At 67.1% G+C, this 20,379-nt stretch carries 18 protein-coding genes and 3 pseudogenes; 11 read left to right on the plus strand and 10 right to left on the minus strand.

Annotated elements, in window-relative coordinates; translation table 11 throughout:
* The 3 genes and pseudogenes from ACESLR_RS02725 to ACESLR_RS02735 form a co-directional block, all read left to right on the plus strand.
* Positions 1–229, plus strand: a pseudogene (locus tag ACESLR_RS02725) (catalase-peroxidase); the annotation flags it as partial.
* A 548-nt stretch (positions 230–777) separates the two neighbouring features.
* A complete protein-coding gene (locus ACESLR_RS02730; RefSeq protein WP_373023824.1) occupies positions 778–1,233 on the plus strand; it encodes a hypothetical protein in 456 nt (151 codons plus the stop codon).
* Between the two features lie 473 nt (positions 1,234–1,706).
* The gene (locus tag ACESLR_RS02735; protein WP_373023825.1) at positions 1,707–2,048 is read left to right on the plus strand and encodes a hypothetical protein; all 342 of its coding nucleotides are present in this window, start codon (positions 1,707–1,709) and stop codon (positions 2,046–2,048) included.
* 252 nt (positions 2,049–2,300) lie between these two features.
* Here the strand turns inward: ACESLR_RS02735 and ACESLR_RS02740 are convergent, their stop codons facing one another.
* From ACESLR_RS02740 to corA, 3 genes are all read right to left on the minus strand, one after another.
* Complete coding sequence (locus ACESLR_RS02740) at positions 2,301–3,023, minus strand: flavodoxin family protein (protein WP_373023827.1); 723 nt, start codon at positions 3,021–3,023, stop codon at positions 2,301–2,303.
* A 514-nt stretch (positions 3,024–3,537) separates the two neighbouring features.
* On the minus strand, positions 3,538–3,906 hold the full coding sequence (locus tag ACESLR_RS02745) for a nucleotide pyrophosphohydrolase (protein WP_373023828.1): 369 nt from the start codon (positions 3,904–3,906) through the stop codon (positions 3,538–3,540).
* Positions 3,907–4,009: 103 nt separating this feature from the next.
* The gene (gene corA, locus ACESLR_RS02750; RefSeq protein WP_373066622.1) at positions 4,010–5,092 is read right to left on the minus strand and encodes a magnesium/cobalt transporter CorA; all 1,083 of its coding nucleotides are present in this window, start codon (positions 5,090–5,092) and stop codon (positions 4,010–4,012) included.
* A 139-nt stretch (positions 5,093–5,231) separates the two neighbouring features.
* Here corA and ACESLR_RS02755 point away from each other — a divergent pair, with 139 nt between their 5' ends.
* Both ACESLR_RS02755 and ACESLR_RS02760 read left to right on the plus strand, forming a co-directional pair.
* The gene (locus ACESLR_RS02755) at positions 5,232–5,717 is read left to right on the plus strand and encodes a universal stress protein (protein ID WP_373023831.1); all 486 of its coding nucleotides are present in this window, start codon (positions 5,232–5,234) and stop codon (positions 5,715–5,717) included.
* 22 nt (positions 5,718–5,739) lie between these two features.
* Entirely contained in the window at positions 5,740–5,994 is a 255-nt protein-coding gene (locus ACESLR_RS02760; RefSeq protein WP_373023832.1) for a Smr/MutS family protein, read from the plus strand.
* A gap of 88 nt (positions 5,995–6,082) precedes the next feature.
* Here the strand turns inward: ACESLR_RS02760 and ACESLR_RS02765 are convergent, their stop codons facing one another.
* Complete coding sequence (locus tag ACESLR_RS02765; protein ID WP_373023833.1) at positions 6,083–7,039, minus strand: patatin-like phospholipase family protein; 957 nt, start codon at positions 7,037–7,039, stop codon at positions 6,083–6,085.
* 97 nt (positions 7,040–7,136) lie between these two features.
* Entirely contained in the window at positions 7,137–7,568 is a 432-nt protein-coding gene (locus ACESLR_RS02770; RefSeq protein WP_373023834.1) for a hypothetical protein, read from the minus strand.
* Positions 7,569–7,684: 116 nt separating this feature from the next.
* On the opposite strand from ACESLR_RS02770, the gene ACESLR_RS02775 reads away from it, so the two are divergent.
* Positions 7,685–8,161 (plus strand): YbhB/YbcL family Raf kinase inhibitor-like protein, encoded by a 477-nt coding sequence (locus ACESLR_RS02775; RefSeq protein WP_373023835.1) that lies wholly within the window; start codon positions 7,685–7,687, stop codon positions 8,159–8,161.
* Between the two features lie 413 nt (positions 8,162–8,574).
* On the opposite strand, the gene ACESLR_RS02780 is transcribed toward ACESLR_RS02775, so the two are convergent.
* The gene (locus tag ACESLR_RS02780; RefSeq protein ID WP_373023836.1) at positions 8,575–9,507 is read right to left on the minus strand and encodes a carbohydrate kinase family protein; all 933 of its coding nucleotides are present in this window, start codon (positions 9,505–9,507) and stop codon (positions 8,575–8,577) included.
* A 320-nt stretch (positions 9,508–9,827) separates the two neighbouring features.
* Here ACESLR_RS02780 and ACESLR_RS02785 point away from each other — a divergent pair, with 320 nt between their 5' ends.
* The 5 genes and pseudogenes from ACESLR_RS02785 (at position 9,828) to ACESLR_RS02805 (ending at position 14,161) form a co-directional block, all read left to right on the plus strand.
* Positions 9,828–10,004, plus strand: a complete 177-nt coding sequence (locus ACESLR_RS02785; RefSeq protein ID WP_373023838.1) for a hypothetical protein — start codon at positions 9,828–9,830, stop codon at positions 10,002–10,004.
* Positions 10,001–10,372, plus strand: a pseudogene (locus ACESLR_RS02790) (ATP-binding cassette domain-containing protein); the annotation flags it as partial. The gene ACESLR_RS02785 and the pseudogene ACESLR_RS02790, both read left to right, overlap by 4 nt.
* A gap of 183 nt (positions 10,373–10,555) precedes the next feature.
* Positions 10,556–11,128, plus strand: a pseudogene (locus tag ACESLR_RS02795) (efflux RND transporter periplasmic adaptor subunit); the annotation flags it as partial.
* A 7-nt stretch (positions 11,129–11,135) separates the two neighbouring features.
* Positions 11,136–13,643, plus strand: a complete 2,508-nt coding sequence (hrpB, locus tag ACESLR_RS02800; protein WP_373054183.1) for an ATP-dependent helicase HrpB — start codon at positions 11,136–11,138, stop codon at positions 13,641–13,643.
* 296 nt (positions 13,644–13,939) lie between these two features.
* The gene (locus ACESLR_RS02805) at positions 13,940–14,161 is read left to right on the plus strand and encodes a hypothetical protein (RefSeq protein ID WP_373023840.1); all 222 of its coding nucleotides are present in this window, start codon (positions 13,940–13,942) and stop codon (positions 14,159–14,161) included.
* A 22-nt stretch (positions 14,162–14,183) separates the two neighbouring features.
* Here ACESLR_RS02805 and ACESLR_RS02810 read toward each other — a convergent pair whose 3' ends face one another.
* The 4 genes from ACESLR_RS02810 to ppc are packed head-to-tail and all read right to left on the minus strand — an operon-like array spanning position 14,184 to position 20,347.
* On the minus strand, positions 14,184–15,581 hold the full coding sequence (locus tag ACESLR_RS02810) for a sigma-54-dependent transcriptional regulator (RefSeq protein WP_373023841.1): 1,398 nt from the start codon (positions 15,579–15,581) through the stop codon (positions 14,184–14,186).
* Positions 15,578–17,215: a sensor histidine kinase gene (locus ACESLR_RS02815; protein ID WP_373023842.1), complete on the minus strand. Its 1,638-nt coding sequence runs from the start codon at positions 17,213–17,215 to the stop codon at positions 15,578–15,580. The genes ACESLR_RS02810 and ACESLR_RS02815 overlap by 4 nt, the downstream gene beginning before the upstream one ends.
* A 9-nt stretch (positions 17,216–17,224) precedes the next feature.
* Positions 17,225–17,497: a PP0621 family protein gene (locus ACESLR_RS02820; protein WP_373023843.1), complete on the minus strand. Its 273-nt coding sequence runs from the start codon at positions 17,495–17,497 to the stop codon at positions 17,225–17,227.
* Between the two features lie 9 nt (positions 17,498–17,506).
* Positions 17,507–20,347: a phosphoenolpyruvate carboxylase gene (gene ppc, locus ACESLR_RS02825; protein ID WP_373023844.1), complete on the minus strand. Its 2,841-nt coding sequence runs from the start codon at positions 20,345–20,347 to the stop codon at positions 17,507–17,509.
* Between the last annotated feature and the right edge of the window lie 32 nt (positions 20,348–20,379).

Raw genomic sequence — 20,379 nt, forward strand, 5'->3', positions numbered from 1 at the left:
GAAGCCCACGGACAACGGCGTCTACGAGGTCCGCGACCGCAAGCGCGACCAGGTGAAGTGGACCGCCAGCCGCATCGACCTGGTGTTCGGCTCCAACTCTATCCTGCGCAGCTACGCCGAGGTGTACGCCCAGGATGACAACGAGGAAAAGTTCGTGAAGGACTTCGTCAGGGCCTGGACCAAGGTGGTGAACGCCGACCGCTTCGATCTGGAGCAGTACCAGCAGTAAGCACGGCCTGAACCGGGCCGTTTGCCCGGCATGCAGACCAGGACGCCCGGGGCTATCCCGGGCGTTTTTTTGTGCCGGGGGCTAAGGCTACCGGTGCCCGGTGCGCGAATCCCGGGTCGCACCCGGCCTTCGGTTCCCGTGATGCCACCCACTCGCCTCCGGGCAGGAACCGCCGTTCGTCCCTGGGCCAACTCCTCTTTCGTGGCCCAGGCGGGGCCGTCCACGCCCTTCAAACAGACCTAGGAGTCCGGGAAGACCCTTTAATTCAGTCCACTGCCGTGGCCCGACCCTGTCTGCCCCGGTGTTGTTCCGGCATGGGCGGCAAGAACGCTCCGGCAATCCAGAACGGAGCTGCCGCCCGTTGGTGCATCCGGCGGCATCCCGAATGTGTGGCCGAGTAGCGTATGGCGCGGCATGAAGCCGCTCCGTGGTGGTTGGCGAATCAGCCGGGTGTTATTGGCACGGTGGCTGCTAGCGAATACTCGCAGGAGCGCATCACCGATCCGGGTGCCGCGCTGCATGACTCAAAGACTGTCAGGAGCCGAATCATGTTCGACGGAATTGGAGCCAACCCCGCTTATACCCGTACCACCCCCGCTTACAGTCCTCAGCAGAATGACCCTCGGGCCGACGCCGCCCGTGAACAGCGCGCCCAGGCGCAACAGGCCGAAGCACGGACGCAGGGACAGCCGGCTCACGCGGCCAGTCGCGGCGAACAGGCCGAGGCGGCCGTCCAGCAAACCCCGTTCAGCACTGTGGCGGCGCAGCCGATGAATGCGCCAAGCACATTGCAGGCGGCACAGATGGGGCCCTCGGCACAACCCGGCGCAGTGAACGCCCCCATGGCGCAGACGACGATGACCGGGGCGATGAACCCGGTGACGGCCTCGCAGGCCGTCGGCGCGGCGTCCACGGGCAGTCTGGGCGAGACCGTGCAGCCCAACGGGATGGTGGATGCGACCGATCCCGCAAACCGCGGCTCTCACGTCGACACCGAGATCTGAATCCGCCGTTCACGCTTCCCTGCCCTCAGGTCGCCGAATCCTGGCGAGGTGTTATGGCATCGCGCGCGTGATTCGGTGGGTCTGGGGCAGGCCAGTCTTCCTTTCCCTTTGAACCCTCCCCGTTGGCTGGTGGCCGCGACTTTTCGGGGTCGCGCACGGGCCGCCGTGCCCATGCGGTTGGGGCTAGCCCGTGGCGGTTTCACCATCCACCGGAACGACGGGATGCTTCCGGTGTGGCGTCATGACCGGGTTGCCCTGACCCATGTGTCGAGATGAAACGCGCCGTCGCGCATGGCTCTGCGCTGCCCCAGTTCGGTGGAAACCGCATAAGTATCGGAAAGTAAACTAGGAAAATCCGCCTTCGTTATCCTGGCATCGTGTTTGCTCCTCCCCGGGTGCAGTCAACCGAATGCACTTCCATACGGATCGGATGACTGCATGACTTGATTCCATCCTGAAGGAGAGAGAGAAGAATGATGTCGACTTTCCAGAAGACTGCAATCGCATTGGTCCTCGGTTCGATGTTTGCCCTGGGAGGCATGGGGGCTGCACATGCCCAGGCAGGTGGCGACGCCGGCGCGGGTGCCGGGTCCGGCGCTCCGGAAGCCGGTACTGGCGCTGAGGGCGGCGCGGGTGCACCGGAAGGCGGTGCCGGTGCCGGCGCGGGTGCTCCGGAAGGTGGAGCCGAGGCCGGTGGCGGCGGCTCCATGGGCGGTGGAGGCGCCGAAGGCGGTGCCGGCGCAGGCTCCATGGATGACGACGATGACGATGATGATGAAGAGGACGACGACGAGGGGGGCTCCTCTGATTGGTAACCCTTGATCCCCCCGCCAGGCCGGGCATCCCGCCCGGCTTGCTTTTATGGACGTCTGGGGACAAGACCTTGCCTTTTTCTGCGCGGGTGGCGGAGGCAAAAGGCAAGGGCTGACAGCGTGGTCTCGGCGGCCTTTTAACGCAAAGGTTGAGCCTTAAGACGCTCCTTCCGTTTCACCGACATCCAAGGTTCAAGTTCACTGGCCACCGGCGGTAATGGAGCACAAAGGGATTGCTGTTCGCCCAGCGCCGTGTTATCCGGCTTGGATATCCGGATTTTCGAAGCCGAATCGCTCGCCGGTTTTCCATGCCTCACGGTCATTGCCCTCATTGGGAATTCCTCCAGCCTCCTTGAGAATTCGTGCGAGATGCATGCAATTCCAAGTCATGATTGTAGTGTTGCGTTGCGTGAAGTCATTGTCGAAGCCGGTATGTCCACCTTCTTCCTTCGTGTCTCCATATGAGGGACCGGGGCCCGCCTCGCCGATCCATCCGCAGTCTGCTTGTGGTGGTGTTGTATAACCCAAATGATTTAGCGCGTATCCGATGGTCATTGCCGTGTGTTTGATTCCATCCTCGTTCCCGGTGATGACGCAGCCTCCAACCTTGCCGTAATAGATCGACTGCCCCTTGTCATTGAGCGCCCCGGACATCGCGTATAGCCGTTCGATCAGTATACGGCAGATCGAACTCTCCTCCCCCAGCCAAAGCGGCGTCCCTACAACCAGGATGTCGGCGGCTTTAACCTTCTCCCAAAGCCTGGGCCATTCGTCTCTTTCCCATCCGTGTTCGCTCATGTCCGGATAGACGCCCGGTGGTATTTCGTGTGCAGCAAGATGCACGTGTTCGACCGATATGCCGTTCTTTACCATGAGCGACGAGGAGGCATTAAGGAGCAGTCGCGTATGGCTATCCTCTGCCTTTCTTTCCAGCGACGTATTGATGAATAAGGCATTGAGTTCTTCAAATATCATCATGGAATACCCCGAGTGAATATGGATTGGATCTGCAAGCGGGATTAAAGTGATTGGTAGTGCGCATGGATATTGAATCAATGTGGGCGCGTGTTTGATTCGATATTGTACCGGGCGAGGGGTTCGGGAAAGGCGCTGGAAATCAGGGGATGCATCGGCGAGGGGGTTTTGAAAGTCTGTTTGCGTCGGGCAGACCTTGCCGACTCGGGTCGTGGTTGTCCTTCCTTGCCGGGCAGGTCGTCACCAGCCGGGCACGTCATCACCAGTAGCGTAGCGATGTGGCGATCTGTGTCTTGTGGGCCACCCGATGTCGGTTGATTGGTCGGTTGTGGTGGCTTCTGACGTGGGAGATCCCGGCGTTTCGCTGCGGTCGGGATGATCGGGGAGTTTGTTGGGCGGGGCTTGCGCGCGACGCGTCTGCCAGAGGTGGATGCGGACAGGGGCTTCGCGGGCGGGTTCGGTTCCAGCAGACGCTACCACGCGGCCTTCCGCAGAATCCTTCGTCGGGTCATGGGGACTACAGGTCGGAGTATTTGCGGGCGTTGCCGCGGGCCTTTTCGACGGGGTATTTGCGGATGTTGATCTCGAGTTTGTCGCTGGCAGCGGCGAGCAGGTCGATGTCGAGCTTGCGCGCGAGTAGCAGGAGGTAGATCTGCACGTCGGCGATCTCCTGGCGCACGGCCTCGTGGGTGTCCTCCGGGAGGTTGCGCGACTGGTTCTGGGTGAGCCACTGGAAGTGTTCAATGAGTTCGCCGACCTCGCCGGCCAGTGCCATGGACAGGTTCTTGGGCGAGTGGAACTGCGCCCAGTCGCGTGCCTCGACGAAGGCCTCGACCCGGGCGGTCAGTTCGTCCAGTGCCTGTGTGCCGTTTGATCTGGCGTCCATGGGTTCTCCGTTTGGCTGGTGACTCTGCATGGCCCGCATCGTAACGGAGTCGGCGTGCGGACTGTAAGCGAGGTTGTGTGGCACCCCCGTGGGGGCGGAGACGTTATAGCCAGCCGCGGCGGCGGAAGAGGTCGAGCATGCCGAGGACGACGGCCAGCATGACGCCGAGCAGGATGGGGTAGCCGTAGTAGGTGTAGAGCTCGGGCATGGACCAGGGGCTGTCGGGGTGTTCGAAGTTCATGCCGTAGATTCCGACCAGGAAGGTGAGCGGGATGAAGATGGTGGCGATGATAGTGAGCACGCGCATGACGTCGTTGGAGCGCTGGTTGATCGTCGACATGTAGGCTTCGATCAGGGTGGCCGCCATCTCGCGGTAGGACTCCAGCAGATCCATGATCTGGATGGTGTGGTCATGGGCGTCGCGCAGGTACGGGAACAGCTCGGGTGTGAAGGGCTCCATGTCGTCGCGCATCAGGCGGGCGACCACGTCGCGCGTGGGCCAGAGCTGGCGGCGCAGGACGAGGAGTTCGCGGCGCAGGATGTGGATCTCGTTCAGGGTGTGGCGGTCGGGCTGGTCGAGGACCTTGTCCTCCAGCGTCTCCAGGCGCTCGCTGATGTGTTCCAGCACCGGGAAGGCCTGGTCGATCACGGTATCCATCAGGGCATAGGCGAGGTAGGGGGCGCCCAGGCGGTTGAAGTTGCGGTTGGCGCTGCGCATGCGTTCGCGGACCGGACCGAAGGGGTCGCGTTCGCCGCTGTGGATGCTGATGACGAGGCGCGTGCTCACCACGAAGAGGTTAACCTGGTCGAGTTCGATGCTGCTGTTGTGATGACGCGGCTGGCGCAGGATCGCGACCAGCTGTTCGTCGAAGAAGTCCACCTTGGGGCGCTGTCCCTGGTGGCGCACGTCTTCCAGCGCCAGCGTGTGCAGGCCGAAGGCCTCGCCCAGGTCGTGCAGCTGACGCGGGCTGGGTGCGCCCTGCAGGTGCAACCAGACCAGGCCGCCGTCGAGTGGTTGCAAGCCCTCGCGCAGGGTGCGTTGCGGGTCGAGCTCGACCAGCTGCTCGCGGTGGTATTGCCAGGCCGAGACGGTGGCGTCGCCGGTGTGCGGGTGTTCGGTGGCGTGAGCACCGTGGCCGGGGGCGGCGCCGGGCTTGAGGTAGGTCTTTTCGAACAGGCGGGTCATCGCGCGTCCCCTGCGGATTTTCTGCTCAGTATAGGGGGCTGAAAATTGCTGCGCGCGGGGGGCGAGTCTGGCAGTCTGGGCGGCCACTGAACGGCTCGGCCCTGGGCCGGTCCCACGAGTGAGGAACAAGGAGCACGCTATGGAACTGAAGACCATGTTGGTGCCGGTGGATGGTTCCGCCAACGCCTGGCGGGCGGTGGAGGTGGCCGCGGACCTGGCGGCCAAGTATCACGCCCGGGTGGTGCTGGTCAGCGTGCTGCTGCAGGGCGAGGTGCCCCCGCATATCCGCAAGCTCTCGGACCTGCCGGATCCGGACGATCCGCCGCTGGCGTTGGGCGGTGCGGCCGTGGGCTCCGCGGTGCCGCCAAAAGTGTTGCAGGATATCGCGAAGAAGCTGGTGGAGCAGGCGCACGCCTATTTTACCGAGATGGGCGTGACCGACATCGAGCACCATATCGAGGATGGCTCGCCGGCCAAGGTGATCCTGCAGCAGGCGGAGTATCACGACGTCGACATGGTGGTGATGGGGTCACGCGGGCTGGGCGGCCTGCAGGGGCTGCTGTCCGGCAGTGTGTCGCACAAGGTCCAGCAGCTGGCGCGCTGCATTGTGGTGACGGTGAACTGAGCCTCTTCTCGCGGGGTTCGCGATGTCGCGGTTGTCGATCGATCTGCACGAGTGCTTTCGCAATGGCCGCCGGATCGACGCCGAACTGAACGGCGTGATCGAGGCGGCCTGCGACAAGCGCATCAAGACGGTGGAGATCATCCACGGCAAGGGCAGCGGGCAGCTGAAGAAGCGCGTGCTGCGCTTTTTGCAGCAGCCGGAGATCAAGGCGCGCTACCACCGAGTGGAAAAGGACTCGAAGAACCACGGGCGGTTGTTCGTGCACTTCAAGCACTGATCTGTGGATTCCTTTGTGAAGGAGGCCCGCCTCCTGAAGTATGGGGCCCTTTCAGGGCCTCCTTTTCCAACGCGCAACTGCGCAGTGGTCAGCGTCTCCCTAGCTTGCGGTCGGCGAGTTCGTAGCCGAGATCGATCATCTCGGCTGCGCGGTGATAGTCGAATATGCCGCAGGCGTTGACCGGGACCTCGATCAGGTGTTCCGGGTTGTAGGCGGCGATGCGAAAGCGCGCGATCGAGCCCTGCATGGCCTCGATGGAGTGGGAGACGATGTCGATCAGGCCCAGCGCGCGGGCCTCCTGTTCGCGGCTCAGGCCGGGGTCGGTCTCGCCCAGGCCCAGCTTGTCCTGCCAGTCCTGCAGCCAGCTGCCGACGCGGTCGGGCAGGGCTTCCGCAAGGCGGTGGTTCAGGAGGCTTCCAGCGTCGGGTTTACCCGGGGCGTGGCCGGGTTCGCTGGTGTGTTCGGGGCGGATCAGTTCTTCGCCGACGCGGCCGTTCAGGCTGACCGCCAGGGTGATGTCGGTGTCGTCATGGAGGGTGGGGGCGATCGGGACCGGGTTCAGGATGCCGCCGTCCACCAGTAGCCGGCCCTTGAGGCGCACCGGGGTGAAGACGGTCGGGATGGCGATGGAGGCGCGGATGGCGTCGAACAGCGAGCCCGAGTTCAGCCATACCTCGCGTTCGCGCTCGATGTCCGTGGCCACGGCGGTAAACGAGATCGGCAGCTGTTCGATATCGGTGTCGTCGAGCATGTCGCGCAGCTTCTCGATCAGGCGATCGCCGCGGATCAGGCCGGCGCCGCGGAAGGAGAAGTCCAGCAGCCTCCAGACGTCCTGGCGCCGCAGGGTCTTCACCCAGTCCTCGTAGGCGTCCAGCTGGCCGGCGGCGTAGATGCCGCCGACGACCGCACCCATGGAGGCACCGGCAATGGAGCGGATGTGGTAGTCGGAGTGTTCTTCCAGCCAGCGGATCACGCCGATCTGCGCCAGGCCGCGGGCGCCGCCGCTGCCAAGGACCAGGGAGATGGATTGGGGCTTGTGCGTCATGGTTGCCGGGGTGCCTGTGTGGGGTTCGGCCGTCCGTCGGCCCGTGGCACTGCCTGATTCAACGTTGGGGGCGTACGGCGCTTTTTCCAGCGCGCTGTCATGCGCGATCGGGGGCCAGCAGATGGTCGTGCAGGGCCTGGGCGGCCTCGCCGGCGGGTTGTTCCACTCGTAGCTGCCAGACGGCGGCGGGGTGGTCCGGTGACCACTCGCTGAATACCACCAGCCCGGCATACGGGCCGAGCCCGCGGATGGTGCCCAGCGTCAGCCGGCCGTCCGGGTCGCCATACAAGTGCACTTCGAACTCGGGGGCGGGTGGCGGTAGCTTCCAGTAACCGTCACTACCGGTCTCGCGGAAGGCGGCGTCGGAAGGCTCGGCGTCGTCGCCAAAGTGGCGGCGCAGCAGTGGCACCGACAGTCGGTGCGGCAGCCCCAGGACGGTCTCGATGCCCGTGCGGCCATGGTCAACGGCCTGAACGGCGGCCTCCAGTGGATCGCGCGGGCCCAGCCATTTCTTCAGTAGCTTGCGCATGCCCGGATGATCCGTGTGCCGTCCCCAATCTGCAAGCGCAGGTCATCACGCGGTAGCTTGGAGGGGCATGGCCGTCGGCGTTACCGTTCGGGCAGGCAACACAAAAGGAGCCAGTCATGGGTTTTGCACTGTCCGCGATGCAGCTGTCGAGTTCCGCGTTCGGCCCCGGCCAGCCGATCCCCAAACGCCACAGCGGCGAGGGCGAGGATACCTCGCCGGCGTTGCGGTGGCGGGACGTGCCGCAGGGCACCCAGTCCCTCGCGGTGATCTGCCATGACCCGGATGCGCCGCTGATCCAGCCGGGCACCTACGGTTTCGTGCACTGGGTGCTGTACAACCTGCCGCCGGATCTGGATGGCCTGTCCGAGGCAACCGATCTGGGCGCGACCGGGTACACGGATTTCGGCCGCACCGGCTATGGCGGTCCGATGCCGCCCGAGGGCCATGGCAAGCACCACTACTTCTTCTGGTTGCTGGCGCTGGACGCCGACCTGCAGCTCCCGCCCGGGTTGACCCTGTGGCAGTTCCTGGAGCACGCCGAGCCCCACGTGATCGGCATGAACCGCCTGGTCGGAACCTACCAGCGCGACTGAAGTCTAGGGGGGCATTTCTTGTAGGAGCCGCCTTGGCGGCGAAGCCCCCGCCAGAGTCGGACGCGGGCAGCGGCTTCGCGTGCAAGCACGTTCCCACAGTGATGCTTTCCCCACCGGCGGGGGTCAAGGCTTGTGGCGGTCTGGAAGAGGGCGTCATCCCGGAAACCGCGAAGCGGTTATCCGGGATCTCGGGCGTTGGGGCGTTGGGCTGGCGTTGGAGATCCCGGCTCTTCGCTGCGCTACGGCCGGGATGACGGGGTATAGCGTTGCGGCCGGGATGAGGGGGGTGCGATTGGTGCAGGCAGGGGGTGGCGGCGTTGTTGGCGCCATCCATCCACAAAAAAGGCCCGGGCCGAGCGAACTCGGTCCGGGCCTTTTGCGTTCCCGGGCGGGTGCCCGGGGCGGCAGGGTGCTTAGTAGCGGTAGCCGAAGGCCTTTTCGAACTTGTCCGCGAACTCTTCGGCGGTGAAGTGGTGGTTCTGGGTGCCGGAGTGCGCGATCTTGATCGAGCCGATCAGCGAGGCGATGCGACCGGTGGTGTCCCAATCAAAGCCCTTTTCCAGGCCGAACAGGATACCGGCGCGGTAGGAGTCGCCACAGCCGGTCGGATCCTTGATCGCGGCCGGTTCGACCGACGGGATGGTGATCTTCTTGCCGCCGGTGTAGATGTCGGAGCCGTCGCCACCACGGGTGACGATCATCGCGTCGACCATCTCGGCCAACTGTTCCATGCTCATGCCAGTCCGGTCGGCGGTCAGCTGCGCCTCGTAGTCGTTGAACGCGGCGTAGGTAGCGTTCTCCATGAAGCGCTTCAGGTCGTCGCCGTCGAACATCGGCAGGCCCTGGCCCGGGTCGAACATGAACGGGATGCCGGCGTCGGCGAACTGCTGGGCGTGCTCGATCATGCCGTCACGGCCATCCGGGGAGACGATGCCGACCTTGATGCCGTCCGCGTCGGTGACCTTCTGTTGGTGCGAAAAGCCCATCGCGCCCGGGTGGAAGGCGGTGATCTGGTTGTCGTCCTGGTCGGTGGTGATGAAGGCCTGGCCGGTGTAGGTGTCCTTCAGCTCCTTGACGAACTTGCGCGAGATGGCATGCTTGTCCATCCAGTCGGCGTACGGGGCGAAGTCGCCGCCTACGGTGGCCATCACGGTCGGGTCGGCGCCCAGCAGCTTCATGTTATAGGCGATGTTGCCGGCGCAACCGCCGAACTCGCGGCGCATGTCCGGGACCAGGAAGGACACATTCAGCATGTGCACCTTGTCCGGGAGGATGTGGTTCTTGAAGCGGTCGGGGAACACCATGATGGTGTCGTAGGCCATGGACCCACAGATCAGTGCGGACATTGTTACTCCTTCGCGTTGGCTGAAATCGTTGTCGTGCCGGTCCCCTGCGGGTGGCACAGGACGGCCCGGGGCGCGCGCTGGGAGCCCGAATGGCGCGCCGGTCACGGGCCGTACGATGCGCATAGGGTAAGTATTTGGGCGCAAAACAACAAATCGGGGGGTGTCGGGCGCTGTGGGCGCGCGGGCTTTGTGCTCGATTTCAGCGTCTGACATGCCGGTGCGGCGGCGCACCGTGTCCCGCAATCACGCGGCTTCCGGCGACGTTGTACCGCGGGCTTTGTGGCAGCATGGAGTTATTCCCGCGAGCGAGGGCGTGAGTGATGAATCCGCGTGTTCTGATCCCCATCCTGATCATCCTGCTGTTGTTGCTGAGCCTGTGGTCCATGAGCCTGGACGGCGACGGGGGCATCCTGCCCGGCGCGCCCGATACTGGCGCGGCACCTGCCGCCGAGCGCCTGGCCGATGGATCCGGATCGGTTGTGCCCCGGGCGGCATGAATGCATCCGCTGCGCCGGACGCCGGGCGCGAAGTGATTTTCCGCGCGGCCGGGGTGACCAAGGTCTACCGCATGGGCGAGGTGACGATCCACGCCCTTCGCGGCGTGGACCTGGAGCTCCACACCGGCGAGCTGGTGGTGATGCTGGGGGCCTCGGGATCCGGCAAGTCGACGCTGTTGAATATCATGGGCGGGCTGGACACCGCCTCCGAGGGCGAGGTCCGCTATCGCGAGCAGGCGCGCGAGAACCTGGCCGCCGCGCGGGCGCGCCTGCAAAGCGCGGAGGCGAACCTGGAGAACCTGCGGGCCGAGGCGCGGTTTGCCGAGTCCGAATATCGCCGGCATCAGGAGTTGTTCGACCGCGGGGCGGTGTCCGCGACCGAGATGGAGCGCATGGAGACGATGCGTGACCGGGCGCGTTCGGCCGTGCGCGCGGGCGAATCCGCGGTGGAGGTTGCGCGCAGCGAGATCGAGAGTGCCCGGGTGGTGCTGGATGTCGCCAGCGGCCAGATGCCGGAATCCGAGGCGGATACCCTGTCCGTGCGCTCGCCCGCCGAGGGCGTAGTGCTGGAGCGCTACCGCTGCTGCGAGGGCACCATCAGCGCCGGTGAGCCGGTGCTGGTTGTCGGCGATCTGGACGACCTGGAGGTGCAGGTAGACCTGCTGTCGATGGACGCGGTGCGCGTGGTACCGGGGATGCGCGTGCGCCTGACCGACTGGGGTCGTGACACGAAGCTGGACGCCACGGTGCGCCGGGTGCAGCCGTTCGGCTTTACCAGGATCTCCGCCCTGGGCGTGGACGAGCAGCGCGTGCCGGTGATCCTCGATCTGGATGCGGTGGCGGCGCGCATGGCCGGACTGGCCGTTGGCTACCGCGTGGAGGCCGAGTTCCTGCTGTGGGAGGGCGACGACGTACTACAGGTGCCGACCAGTGCGTTGTTCCGCGACCGTGGCGACTGGTCGGTGTTCGTGGTCGAGGACGGACGCGCCGAGCCGCGCCGGGTCGACGTCGGGCGCCGTTCCGGGTTCACCACCCAGATCCTGGAGGGCCTGGAGGCGGGCGAGCGCGTCGTGACTCGCCCGGGCGACCGCGTGCAGGCCGGTACCCGCGTCGTCGAAAACTGACCTGCCCATGGTCGAAACCCCGAATACCTCGCCCGAGGCGCTGGATGACCTGCTGAGTCCGCTGGATGCCGCGCTCGCCACGCGCGGTGCGGCCGTGCTGGTGGCCGAACCGGGGGCGGGCAAGACCACGCGGGTGCCGCTGCACTTGGCGGATTCCGTCTCGGCAGGGCGGGTCATCGTGCTTCAGCCGCGCCGTCTGGCCGCGCGCATGGCGGCCACCTTCATGGCCGTGCAGCGCGGCGAGCCGGTCGGACAGACGGTGGGTTACCGCGTGCGCGACGAGCAGAAGGTCTCGGCGCAGACCCGCGTCGAGCTGGTTACGGACGGCCTGTTCCTGCGCCGCATCCAGGCCGACCCGCTGCTCGAGGATGTCGCCGTGATCGTGTTCGACGAGTTCCATCTGCGCCGGCCCGAGGCCGAACTGGCGCTGGCCTTCGCGCTCCAGGTGCGCCGGTTGCTGCGCCCCGAGCTGCGGATCGTGGTGATGTCGGCCACCCTTGACGACGAGGCCGTAGCGCGCCTGCTGGCGGGGCCGGAGGCGGACCCCGTGCCCGTGTTGCGGGCTCGCGGGCGACAGTTCCCGGTGGAGGTCCGTTACGCGCCGCCGAAGAAGGATGCACCGCTGGCCGATGGTGTGGCGCAGGCGGTGCGCGAGGCACTGGAGGCCGAGCCGGGTTCGGCCCTGGTCTTTCTGCCCGGCGAGCGCGAGATCCGCGAGGTGGCCGCGCGTCTGGGGGAGACCGTGGAAACGCCAGCCGGGCCCGCGCGGGTGGCGCCATTGTTCGGGCGGTTGTCGGCCGCGGAGCAGAACCGCGCGGTGCGCCCGGCCCCGCAAGGCGAGCGCAAGGTGGTGCTGGCCACCGACATCGCGGAGACCAGCCTGACCATCGAGGGCGTGCGCGTGGTGGTCGACGCGGGACTGTCCCGCGAGCCGCGCTTTGATGCCGCGACCGGGCTGTCGCGGTTGGTGACGGTGCCTGCCTCGAAGGCCGCGGCGGAACAGCGCGCCGGCCGTGCCGGGCGCACCGAACCCGGCGTCGCGTTTCGGCTGTGGGCGCGCGCCGAGGAGGTGCAACGCCCGGACTACGCGATGCCCGGACTGCGACAGGTCGATCTGCTGCCGCTGGCCCTGGAGCTGGCGGGCTGGGGCGAGGCCGTGGCCGAGCTCGACTGGCTGGAGCCGCCACCAGCGAACGGCATGGCCGCCGCTCAGGCAATCCTCGCGGAGCTGGGCGCGGTGGACGCTGAAGGGCGGATCACCGATCACGGTCGCGCCCTGCTGCGGCTGCCGACGCATCCGCGCCTGGCGCACATGCTGCTGCGGGCGCGCGAGCGGGGGCTTGCGCGTCTGGGCTGCGAGCTGGCGGTGGTGGTTGAGGAGCCGGGGATGGCCGGCCCGGATGCCCCGCTGGAGCTGGGGGAGCGGCTGGAGCGGGCGCGGCGCACGGGCGGCCACGCCTGGAAGGCCGGGCTGCGGCGGCTGGAGCAGGCCCTGGCGCGGCTGGGCGACAGCGCCGGAGCAGCGCAATCCGTGCTCGACGAGGCCACGGCGATGGGCGTGCTTGCCGCACTGGCCTGGCCCGAGCGCATCGCCCGGCCACGCGGCAAGCAGGCCGGGCGCTTCGTGATGGGCAATGGCCGCGGAGCGATGCTGCCGGAGCGCGAGCACCTGGCGCGTGCCGAGTACCTGGTGGCCGTGGACTGCACCGATACCGAGCGCGAGGCCCGTATCCGCTGCGCGGTGGCGCTGGACCTGGCCGCGCTGGAGCGCGAGGCGCCGGAGCTTTTCCACCGCGAGACACGTTGCGACTGGGTGGAGGACGGGGCGCGGCTGGAAAACGCGCGCATCCGCCGCGTTGGCACGCTGGTGGTCGAGCGGCAGATGGTCGCGCTGGACGACCCCGCGTCCACGATCCCGCGCTGGTGCGAGCGGCTGCGCCGCGAGGGGCTTGCGCTGCTGCCGTGGGACGACGCGGCGACCCAGCTGCGCGCGCGGATCCAGTTGCTGCATCAGGCGATACCGGAGGCGGGCTTTCCCGACATGGGCGATGCCGCGTTACTGGCCGGTCTCGAGGCCTGGCTGGGGCCGTACCTGGCCGGGATGACGCGGCTGCGCGAGCTGGACCGGCTGGACTTGGCGGCGATCCTGCGCGCCCGGCTGGACTGGGAGCATCAACAGCAGCTGGAGCGCCAGGTGCCGGCCCGCATCGAGGTGCCCTCCGGTTCCGCCCACCGGGTGGACTACACGCAGGATCCGCCGGTGCTGGCGGTGAAGCTGCAGGAGCTGTTCGGCCTGGCGGAAACGCCCGCTGTGGCCAGAGGTCGCGTGGCGCTGATGCTGCACCTGCTCTCGCCGGCGCGGCGCCCGGTGCAGGTCACCCAGGATCTGAAGAGTTTCTGGGAGAACGGCTACCCGGAGATTCGGCGGGAATTAAAGGGTCGCTACCCGAAACACCCGTGGCCGGAAGATCCGTGGAACGCGCCGGCCACGGGGCATGCGAAGCGGCGTGGGTAGGCGGGTCAGGTTTGGCGGGGGCTTCGCCTGCAAGCAAGCTCTCACAGGGGTCAGGAGAACACGGGACGCCGTGCGTTCTTCCCTGTGTCGTCATTCCGGAAACCGCGGAGCGGTTATCCGGGATCTCGGGTCTCGGGGTGGGTCATGGCCGCGGAGATCCCGGCTCTTCGCGGTGCTGCGATCGGGATGATGGGCGTCAGGCAGCACTAGGGGCGCGGGGTGGCGTGGACGATGCGGCGGGTGGCGTTCTCGGGTAGTGTCGCGTTCAGTGCTGTCCGACGGGGATACGAACCGCGATGCTGAAATTTCTGACCGTCATCCTGATCCTGCTGTTTGTCTGGTGGCGGGTCTCGCGCTGGATGGATGTGCGCCGCCGCCGCGCGCGCGGGGAGGATGTGTCCTATCAGGTGGACGTGAAGGGGTTTCGCCCGATCACGGTGCTCAGCGTCATCTTCCTGCTGCTCTATGGCGGCTACGTGATCTGGTTTGCCCTGACCGAGTGGGTGGAGCTGCTGTAGTTCCAGGTTGATCGAGGGCCGGTTATTCGATCCCGAGTTTCTTCAGGCGGTAGCGCAGCTGGCGAAAGCTGAGGCCGAGCAGGCGTGCGGCGGCCGTGCGGTTGCCGCCGGTCTGTTGCAGGGCCGTGGCAATGGCCTGGCGTTCCTGCGCGGCGAGCTGGTCGTCCAGCGCCCGGTCCTTCTCGTCCCGGGTGGTGTCCGCGGGGCTGTCGGAGCCGGCGTCGGTGGCGGGTTCGGTGCCGAGACCGTTGGCCGGAAGGTCGACGTTGTCGGCGTGGATCAGGGGCCCTTCGCACAGCGTGGCGGCGCGTTCCAGGACGTTCTCCAGTTCGCGGACGTTGCCGGGGAAGCTGTGCCCCTCCAGGGCCGCGAGGGCATCGGGCGCCAGCTCCAAGTCGCCGGTTTGCCACTGCTCGCTGATGCGCCGGAGGATGCGCGTGGCCAGGCGCGCGATATCGCCGCGCCGGTTGCGCAGCGGCGGCACCTTCAGTTCGATCACGTTCAGGCGGTAGTAGAGGTCCTGGCGGAAGCGACCCTCGCGCACGGCCTTCTCGAGGTCGTGGTGAGTGGCGCTGAGGATGCGCACGTCCACCGGGGTCTCGCGGGTGCCGCCGACCGGCTTGATGGCGCGTTCCTGGATGGCGCGCAGCAGCTTCACCTGCATCGGCAGCGGCAGGTCGGCGACCTCGTCGAGGAACAGCGTGCCGCCATCCGCGGACTGGAACAGGCCGGTGTGGTCCTGGGTGGCGCCGGTGAAGGCGCCCTTGCGATGGCCGAAGAATTCACTTTCCATCAGCTCGCCGGGGATGGCGCCGCAGTTGACCGGCACGAACGGCCGCTCGGCGCGCGGGCCGAGGCGATGGATTTCGCGGGCGACCAGCTCCTTGCCGGAACCGGACTCGCCGGAGATGAACACCGGTGCCTGGCTGCGGGCCAGCTTGTGAATGGTGGCGCGCAGCCGCTGCATGGGTTCGGACTGGCCCAGCAGGGGGCCGTCGTCGGGGGTGGCCGGGGCGGTGTCGCTATCGGACGCGTCCGGACCCGGGCTTCCGGTCTCCAGGCGCAGGGCCGCGTCGATCAGTTCGCGCAGTTGTTTGAGATCCACCGGTTTGCTGACGAAGTCGAAGGCCCCCAGCTTCAGGGCCTGCACCGCCGTATCCACGCTGCCGTGGGCCGTGATCACGGCCACCGGGAGTTCCGGACGTTCGCACTGGATATGGCGGACGAGATCCAGCCCGTCGCCGTCGGGCAGGCGCATGTCGGTCAGGCACAGGTCGAAGTCACGCTCGGCGATCAGGGCCCGCGCCGGCTCCAGCCGGGTCGCCGTGGTGGCCTCCAGCCCCATGCGGGCCAGGGTGATCTCGAGCAGTTCGCAGATATCGGGCTCGTCGTCCACGACCAGCACGTGGCGGATACTCATGCGCCTTGTTCCTTTGGCGAATTGGCTTCCAGGGGAGCGAACAGGATCCGGAAACAGCCGCCGGTGGGTGTCCGGACGTACTCCAGCGAGGCCCCGTTGTTTTCGCACAGCATGCGCGAGATGTACAGGCCGAGACCGGTGCCCCCCGTGCGCCCGGAGACGAACGGCTCGAACAGATCCTTTTCCTGCTCGGTGGAGATCCCGGGTCCGGCGTCGATGACGTCCAGGCTGACGACGCGCGCGACTTGACCGGCGCCGCCGCGCAGCACGATGGGCGGACTGTCCGGCTCGTCGTGGCCACCGTGGATGCGCGCGTTGGTGCACAGGTTCCACAGGATCTGGTTGAACTGGGAACGGTCGAACTGGATCTCGGAATCCGCCGGTTCCACCCGCGCGTGCAGGGTGTCCCGGGGGAGTTGCAACGCGCCGCAGAACTCTTCGGCAAACCGGTCCAGGGACTCCTGCAGGTTCAGCTGTTCGCGCTCGCCGGTCTCGCGGCGCGACAGGCTGAGGACATTGGAGATCAGTTCGTTCACCCGCTTGCTCTGGTTGTTGATGATGTCGAGCAGGCGCTGGTCGTGGGGCTTGAGGTCCGGCGATTCGCCCAGCAGCTGGGCACTGTGGCTGATGGCGCCCAGCGGATTGCGAATCTCGTGGGCGATGCTGGCGGTCAGCCGACCCAGGGCCTGGAGCTTGCTGGCCTGGGCTTGGCGCTGGAGTTCGCCGGCATCCTCGAGGATCAGCAGGGTGCCCTGATCCCCGCGGTCGCCCAGTGGGGCGAGGCGAATCCGCAGGGCCGGCTGGTCGCGATCGCCCGGTAGTTGCTGGCTGGTATTGGGCATGCCGTTGCGCTGCCACTCGCGGATGACCCGCGCCACGGACGGCGACAGCGACGAAAGGTGCCGGCCCGGCCGGGGCGGCAGCAGCCGGCGCGCCGCCTCGTTGATCGAGCGGATGTAGCCGTCCGGATCGACCGCGATCACGCCGGCGCTCATGCGCGCGATGATCTGCGCATTCAGCTCGGCCAGGTTGGCCAGATCGGCCTCCTGGCGTTCCACCTGGGCTCGGGTTTCGCCGGCGTGGCGGGCGAAATGGCGTGCCAGCAGCCCGGCCGCGAACAGGGTGGCGCCGAGCAGACCCGCCTGGGTGATGGCGCTTTCGCCGGGGTGCAGCAGCAGCGCGCTGACGAGTTCGCCCAGCAACAGCGCCAGGGTTGCGATGGCGGCCAGGCTCAGGGCGAATCGTGCGCTGGAGAGCAGCACGGCGGCGACCAGTGCCGGGACCAGCAGCAGGCCGATGCCGGTCCCGACCCCGCCGGAGACGACCAGCAGCGCGATAAGGCCGACGCCGTCGCCGGCGCCGCCGATCAGGGCGATGCGGCTGAGGCTGGTGGTGTCGGGGTTCTGGGTGCAGCGCCAGGCGAAGGCCGCGGCGGCCAGGGCGAAGGCGAGATACCCGGTGGCGATGACGGCATAGAACTGGGGTGCCACCACCTGCAGGCCGAGCGGGGTATCCGGAAACAGTCCGAGCAGGAGCAGGACCGCAGCGACAAACACCCGGTAGAGAGCGAACAGCCAGGCGGATCGCCGGGTGTCGGCGTCAAGCGGCGTGTTTCCCCCGGTATGGCTACCCATGGGCGGGGATCAGTCGTCGTCGGAGCGGGAATCGGCGTCGGAGCGGCTGCGGTCGACCTCGGCGTGCTGGCGCGAGCAGTACAGGCGGTCCCCGTCGCGGTAGGCCTCGGCCTCCGGCACGTGCACACCGCAGAAGGCGCAGCGGATCACCGCGCCGCCTTCCTTGAGGCGCTCCGGGCGCTCGCCCCGGGGGACCTCCTTGCGGTTGCCGCTGGAGCGCACCAGGGTGCGAACCGCAAGGAATACGGCGACGATGGCAACAATCAGGAGCAGCAGGCGCATGAGGGGATTCTACCCGGTATTGCGCATGCCCGCGGCGATGGCGTTGATCGAGCGCAGCAGGGGCGAGAGCCACGGGTTGTCGGCGTCGTCGTCGGCCTTGGCGTCGAACTGGCGGGACTCGCGCAGCAGGTGGATCTGGATGCTGTTGAGCGGGTCCAGGTACGGGTTGCGCCGTTGCAGCGAACGCGCCAGCAGGGGGGTCTCGTCCATCAGGGCGTCCAGCTGGGCGACCCGCAGCACCTCGGTTACGGTGCGGCTGTGTTCCTCGCGGACCCGGGCATAGATGCGTTCGGCCAGTTCCGGGTCGCTGCACAGGCGGGCGTATTCGGCCGCGGTGCGCATGTCGGCCTTGGTCAGGGCCATCTGGCAGTTGGACAGCAGCGAGCGGAAGAAGGGCCACTCCTGGTACATGCGCTGGAGCCGGGCCAGGCGTTCGGGGTCGTCGCCACGCCAGCGCTCCAGCGCGGTGCCGATGCCGTACCAGGCGGGCAGGGTGTGGCGCGCCTGGGCCCATCCGAAGACCCAGGGGATCGCGCGGATCGAACTCTTGGAGCGGTCGGTCTTGCGCCGGTGCGAAGGGCGCGAGCCGATGTTCAGGAAGCCGATCTCCTGCACCGGGGTGATCTCGTAGAAATAGTCGAGTACGCCGTCGGTGCGGTCGATCAGCTCGCGATAGGCGTCCTCGCCGTACTCCGCGAGGTCCTGCATGGTGGCGCGATAGTCGTCCCGATCCTGGCGCGGCGGCCGGATCAGGCTGCGCGAGGCGAGCATGACGCCGGTCGCCCCCATGCCCAGCTCGTACACCGCGGTTTCCACGTTGGAGTACTTGTACGACAGCACCTCGCCCTGCTCGGTGAACTTGATGCGCCCCTGCACGGTGGCCGGGGGCTGGGCGAGGATGGACTCGTGGGTCGGGCCGCCCCCGCGCCCGACGGTGCCGCCGCGGCCGTGGAACAGCTGGCAGCGCACGCCGAAACGGTCGGTGATGCCGACGATCTTCTTCTGCGCCTCGTAGAGGTTCCAGCTGGAGGCGAGGATGCCGCCGTCCTTGCAGGAGTCCGAGTAGCCGAGCATCACGTCCTGGATGTTGCCGGAGGCGGCCAGCAGCCGCGCGTAGACCGGATTGGACAGCAGGCCCTCGAGGACGTCCTCGACATGCAGCAGGTCCTCGATGGTCTCGAACAGCGGCGAGATGCGCAGGTGGCAGAAGGGCTGGCCCTGCTCGTCGTTGCCCGCGAGACCCGCCAGGCGGCCCAGCAGCAGGACCTCCAGCACGTGCGAGGCAGCGTGGGTCATGGAGATGACGTAGGTGCCGATGCCGTCCGGGCCCACCTCGCGGCGCATGCTCCGGATGACCTCGAACACGCGCAGGGTCTCGAGGGTGGCCGCGCCCAGGGCCTCGCGGTCCAGTTCCGGCAGCTGGTCGGCAGCGACCAGGTCACTCAGGGCCTTCTGGCGTCCGGCCTCGTCCAGCGCGGCGTAACCGATGTCCGGGGCCATCTGGCCGAGGATCTCCGCAACGGCATCGGTGTGGACAGTGGATTCCTGGCGGACGTCCAGGTGGTGCAGGTGGAAGCCGAAGGTCTCGACCAGGCGAATCAGGTCGGTCAGCGCGCCGCTGGTGATATTGCGATCGCCATGGCTGATCAGCGAGTTGCGGATCAGCTTGAGGTCGTTCAGGAAGGCTTGGGCATCGGCATAGGCGCTGTTGGTCGGCAGTACCGCGGCCTCGCCATGCACCCGGCGGACCACGGTGTCCAGGGTTTCGCGCAGGCGGTAGCGCATGATGTAGAGCTTGCGTCGGTAGGGCTCGCTCTCGAAGCGGTCGGAGGCGCCCTGGAACACCGCGTTGGCGATGTTGGCGTCGGATTCCAGGCTGTCGAGGAATTCCTGCGACGGCTGGCACATGAAGGACGAGTGGGTCAGTACGTTGCGCAGGTGGTTGACCCGCTTGATGTACTCGCGCAGCACCTGTTCCATCGCCAGGCGACAGGACAGTTCGGTGACCTCGGGCGTCACGTTCGGGTTGCCGTCGCGGTCGCCGCCGATCCAGGAGCCGAAGTGCAGGAAGGCGGGGATGCGCACCGGCAGGCTGCCGTCGGCGTTGACGCCGTAGATGCGGCGGATGGCCTTCTCGAGGAAACGGTAGGACTGCGGGATGGCCTCGAACAGGCTCTCCTCGAAGTAGAACAGGCCGTACTTGATCTCGTCCTGGACCTGCGGCTTCTTTACCCGCACCTCATTGGTGCGCCAGAGGATCTGGATCTGGGTCTCCAGTTCCTCGGTGATCAGGCGCCGCTCCTCCTCGCCCAGGCCCGGCTGGTTCAGCCGGTCGGCGGTCTCGAACACCCGGCGCTGGTTTTCCATCGTGGTCCGGCGACGGGCCTCGGTGGGATGGGCGGTGAACACGGGCTGGTAGTGTAGTTCGTCGAGCAGCCGCTCCAGCTCCTCGGCGGTGACGCCTTCATCGTGCAGCTCGCGCAGGGTCTGGTCGAAGGAGCCGGTCCACAGCGGCTCGCCGCTGGAGACCTGGGCGCGGCGCCAGCGGTAGAAGAGGTCCTCCTCGGCGATGTTGACCAGGCTGAAATAGATGCTGAATGCGCGGATGACGCGCTCCGTCAGGGAGGCGTCGAAGTCGGTGATATCGGCCATCAACTGGTGGCGCAGCTCCGGATCCTCGTCCTTGCGCAGGCTGACGAAGCCGCGGCGCAGCTTCTCCACCGCATCGAATACAGCCTGGCCTTCCAGCTTGTGGATCACGTTGCCCAGGAGTTCCCCGAACAGGCGCACGCGGGCACGCAGTTCCTTGTCCTTGGGGAGGAATCGGTCGTGTTGATCGCTTCGAGTCATATCGGGCCTGTGCGCGCAGGACGACGATCGCC

This window comes from Thioalkalivibrio sp. (assembly GCF_041685615.1).
In the GTDB taxonomy this organism is placed as follows: domain Bacteria; phylum Pseudomonadota; class Gammaproteobacteria; order Ectothiorhodospirales; family Ectothiorhodospiraceae; genus Thioalkalivibrio.

What these genes read in the sequence shown, in the direction of transcription:
- ACESLR_RS02735 (WP_373023825.1), top strand. Translation starts at nt 1,707, where the DNA reads ATGATGTCGACTTTCCAGAAGACTGCAATCGCATTGGTCCTCGGTTCG.
- corA (WP_373066622.1), bottom strand. Translation starts at nt 5,092, where the DNA reads ATGACCCGCCTGTTCGAAAAGACCTACCTCAAGCCCGGCGCCGCCCCC.
- ACESLR_RS02740 (WP_373023827.1), bottom strand. Translation starts at nt 3,023, where the DNA reads ATGATGATATTTGAAGAACTCAATGCCTTATTCATCAATACGTCGCTG.
- ACESLR_RS02765 (WP_373023833.1), bottom strand. Translation starts at nt 7,039, where the DNA reads ATGACGCACAAGCCCCAATCCATCTCCCTGGTCCTTGGCAGCGGCGGC.
- ACESLR_RS02785 (WP_373023838.1), top strand. Translation starts at nt 9,828, where the DNA reads ATGAATCCGCGTGTTCTGATCCCCATCCTGATCATCCTGCTGTTGTTG.
- ACESLR_RS02815 (WP_373023842.1), bottom strand. Translation starts at nt 17,215, where the DNA reads ATGGGTAGCCATACCGGGGGAAACACGCCGCTTGACGCCGACACCCGG.
- ACESLR_RS02770 (WP_373023834.1), bottom strand. Translation starts at nt 7,568, where the DNA reads ATGCGCAAGCTACTGAAGAAATGGCTGGGCCCGCGCGATCCACTGGAG.
- ACESLR_RS02805 (WP_373023840.1), top strand. Translation starts at nt 13,940, where the DNA reads ATGCTGAAATTTCTGACCGTCATCCTGATCCTGCTGTTTGTCTGGTGG.
- ACESLR_RS02810 (WP_373023841.1), bottom strand. Translation starts at nt 15,581, where the DNA reads ATGAGTATCCGCCACGTGCTGGTCGTGGACGACGAGCCCGATATCTGC.
- ppc (WP_373023844.1), bottom strand. Translation starts at nt 20,347, where the DNA reads ATGACTCGAAGCGATCAACACGACCGATTCCTCCCCAAGGACAAGGAA.
- hrpB (WP_373054183.1), top strand. Translation starts at nt 11,136, where the DNA reads ATGGTCGAAACCCCGAATACCTCGCCCGAGGCGCTGGATGACCTGCTG.
- ACESLR_RS02730 (WP_373023824.1), top strand. Translation starts at nt 778, where the DNA reads ATGTTCGACGGAATTGGAGCCAACCCCGCTTATACCCGTACCACCCCC.
- ACESLR_RS02820 (WP_373023843.1), bottom strand. Translation starts at nt 17,497, where the DNA reads ATGCGCCTGCTGCTCCTGATTGTTGCCATCGTCGCCGTATTCCTTGCG.
- ACESLR_RS02755 (WP_373023831.1), top strand. Translation starts at nt 5,232, where the DNA reads ATGGAACTGAAGACCATGTTGGTGCCGGTGGATGGTTCCGCCAACGCC.
- ACESLR_RS02775 (WP_373023835.1), top strand. Translation starts at nt 7,685, where the DNA reads ATGGGTTTTGCACTGTCCGCGATGCAGCTGTCGAGTTCCGCGTTCGGC.
- ACESLR_RS02760 (WP_373023832.1), top strand. Translation starts at nt 5,740, where the DNA reads ATGTCGCGGTTGTCGATCGATCTGCACGAGTGCTTTCGCAATGGCCGC.
- ACESLR_RS02745 (WP_373023828.1), bottom strand. Translation starts at nt 3,906, where the DNA reads ATGGACGCCAGATCAAACGGCACACAGGCACTGGACGAACTGACCGCC.
- ACESLR_RS02780 (WP_373023836.1), bottom strand. Translation starts at nt 9,507, where the DNA reads ATGTCCGCACTGATCTGTGGGTCCATGGCCTACGACACCATCATGGTG.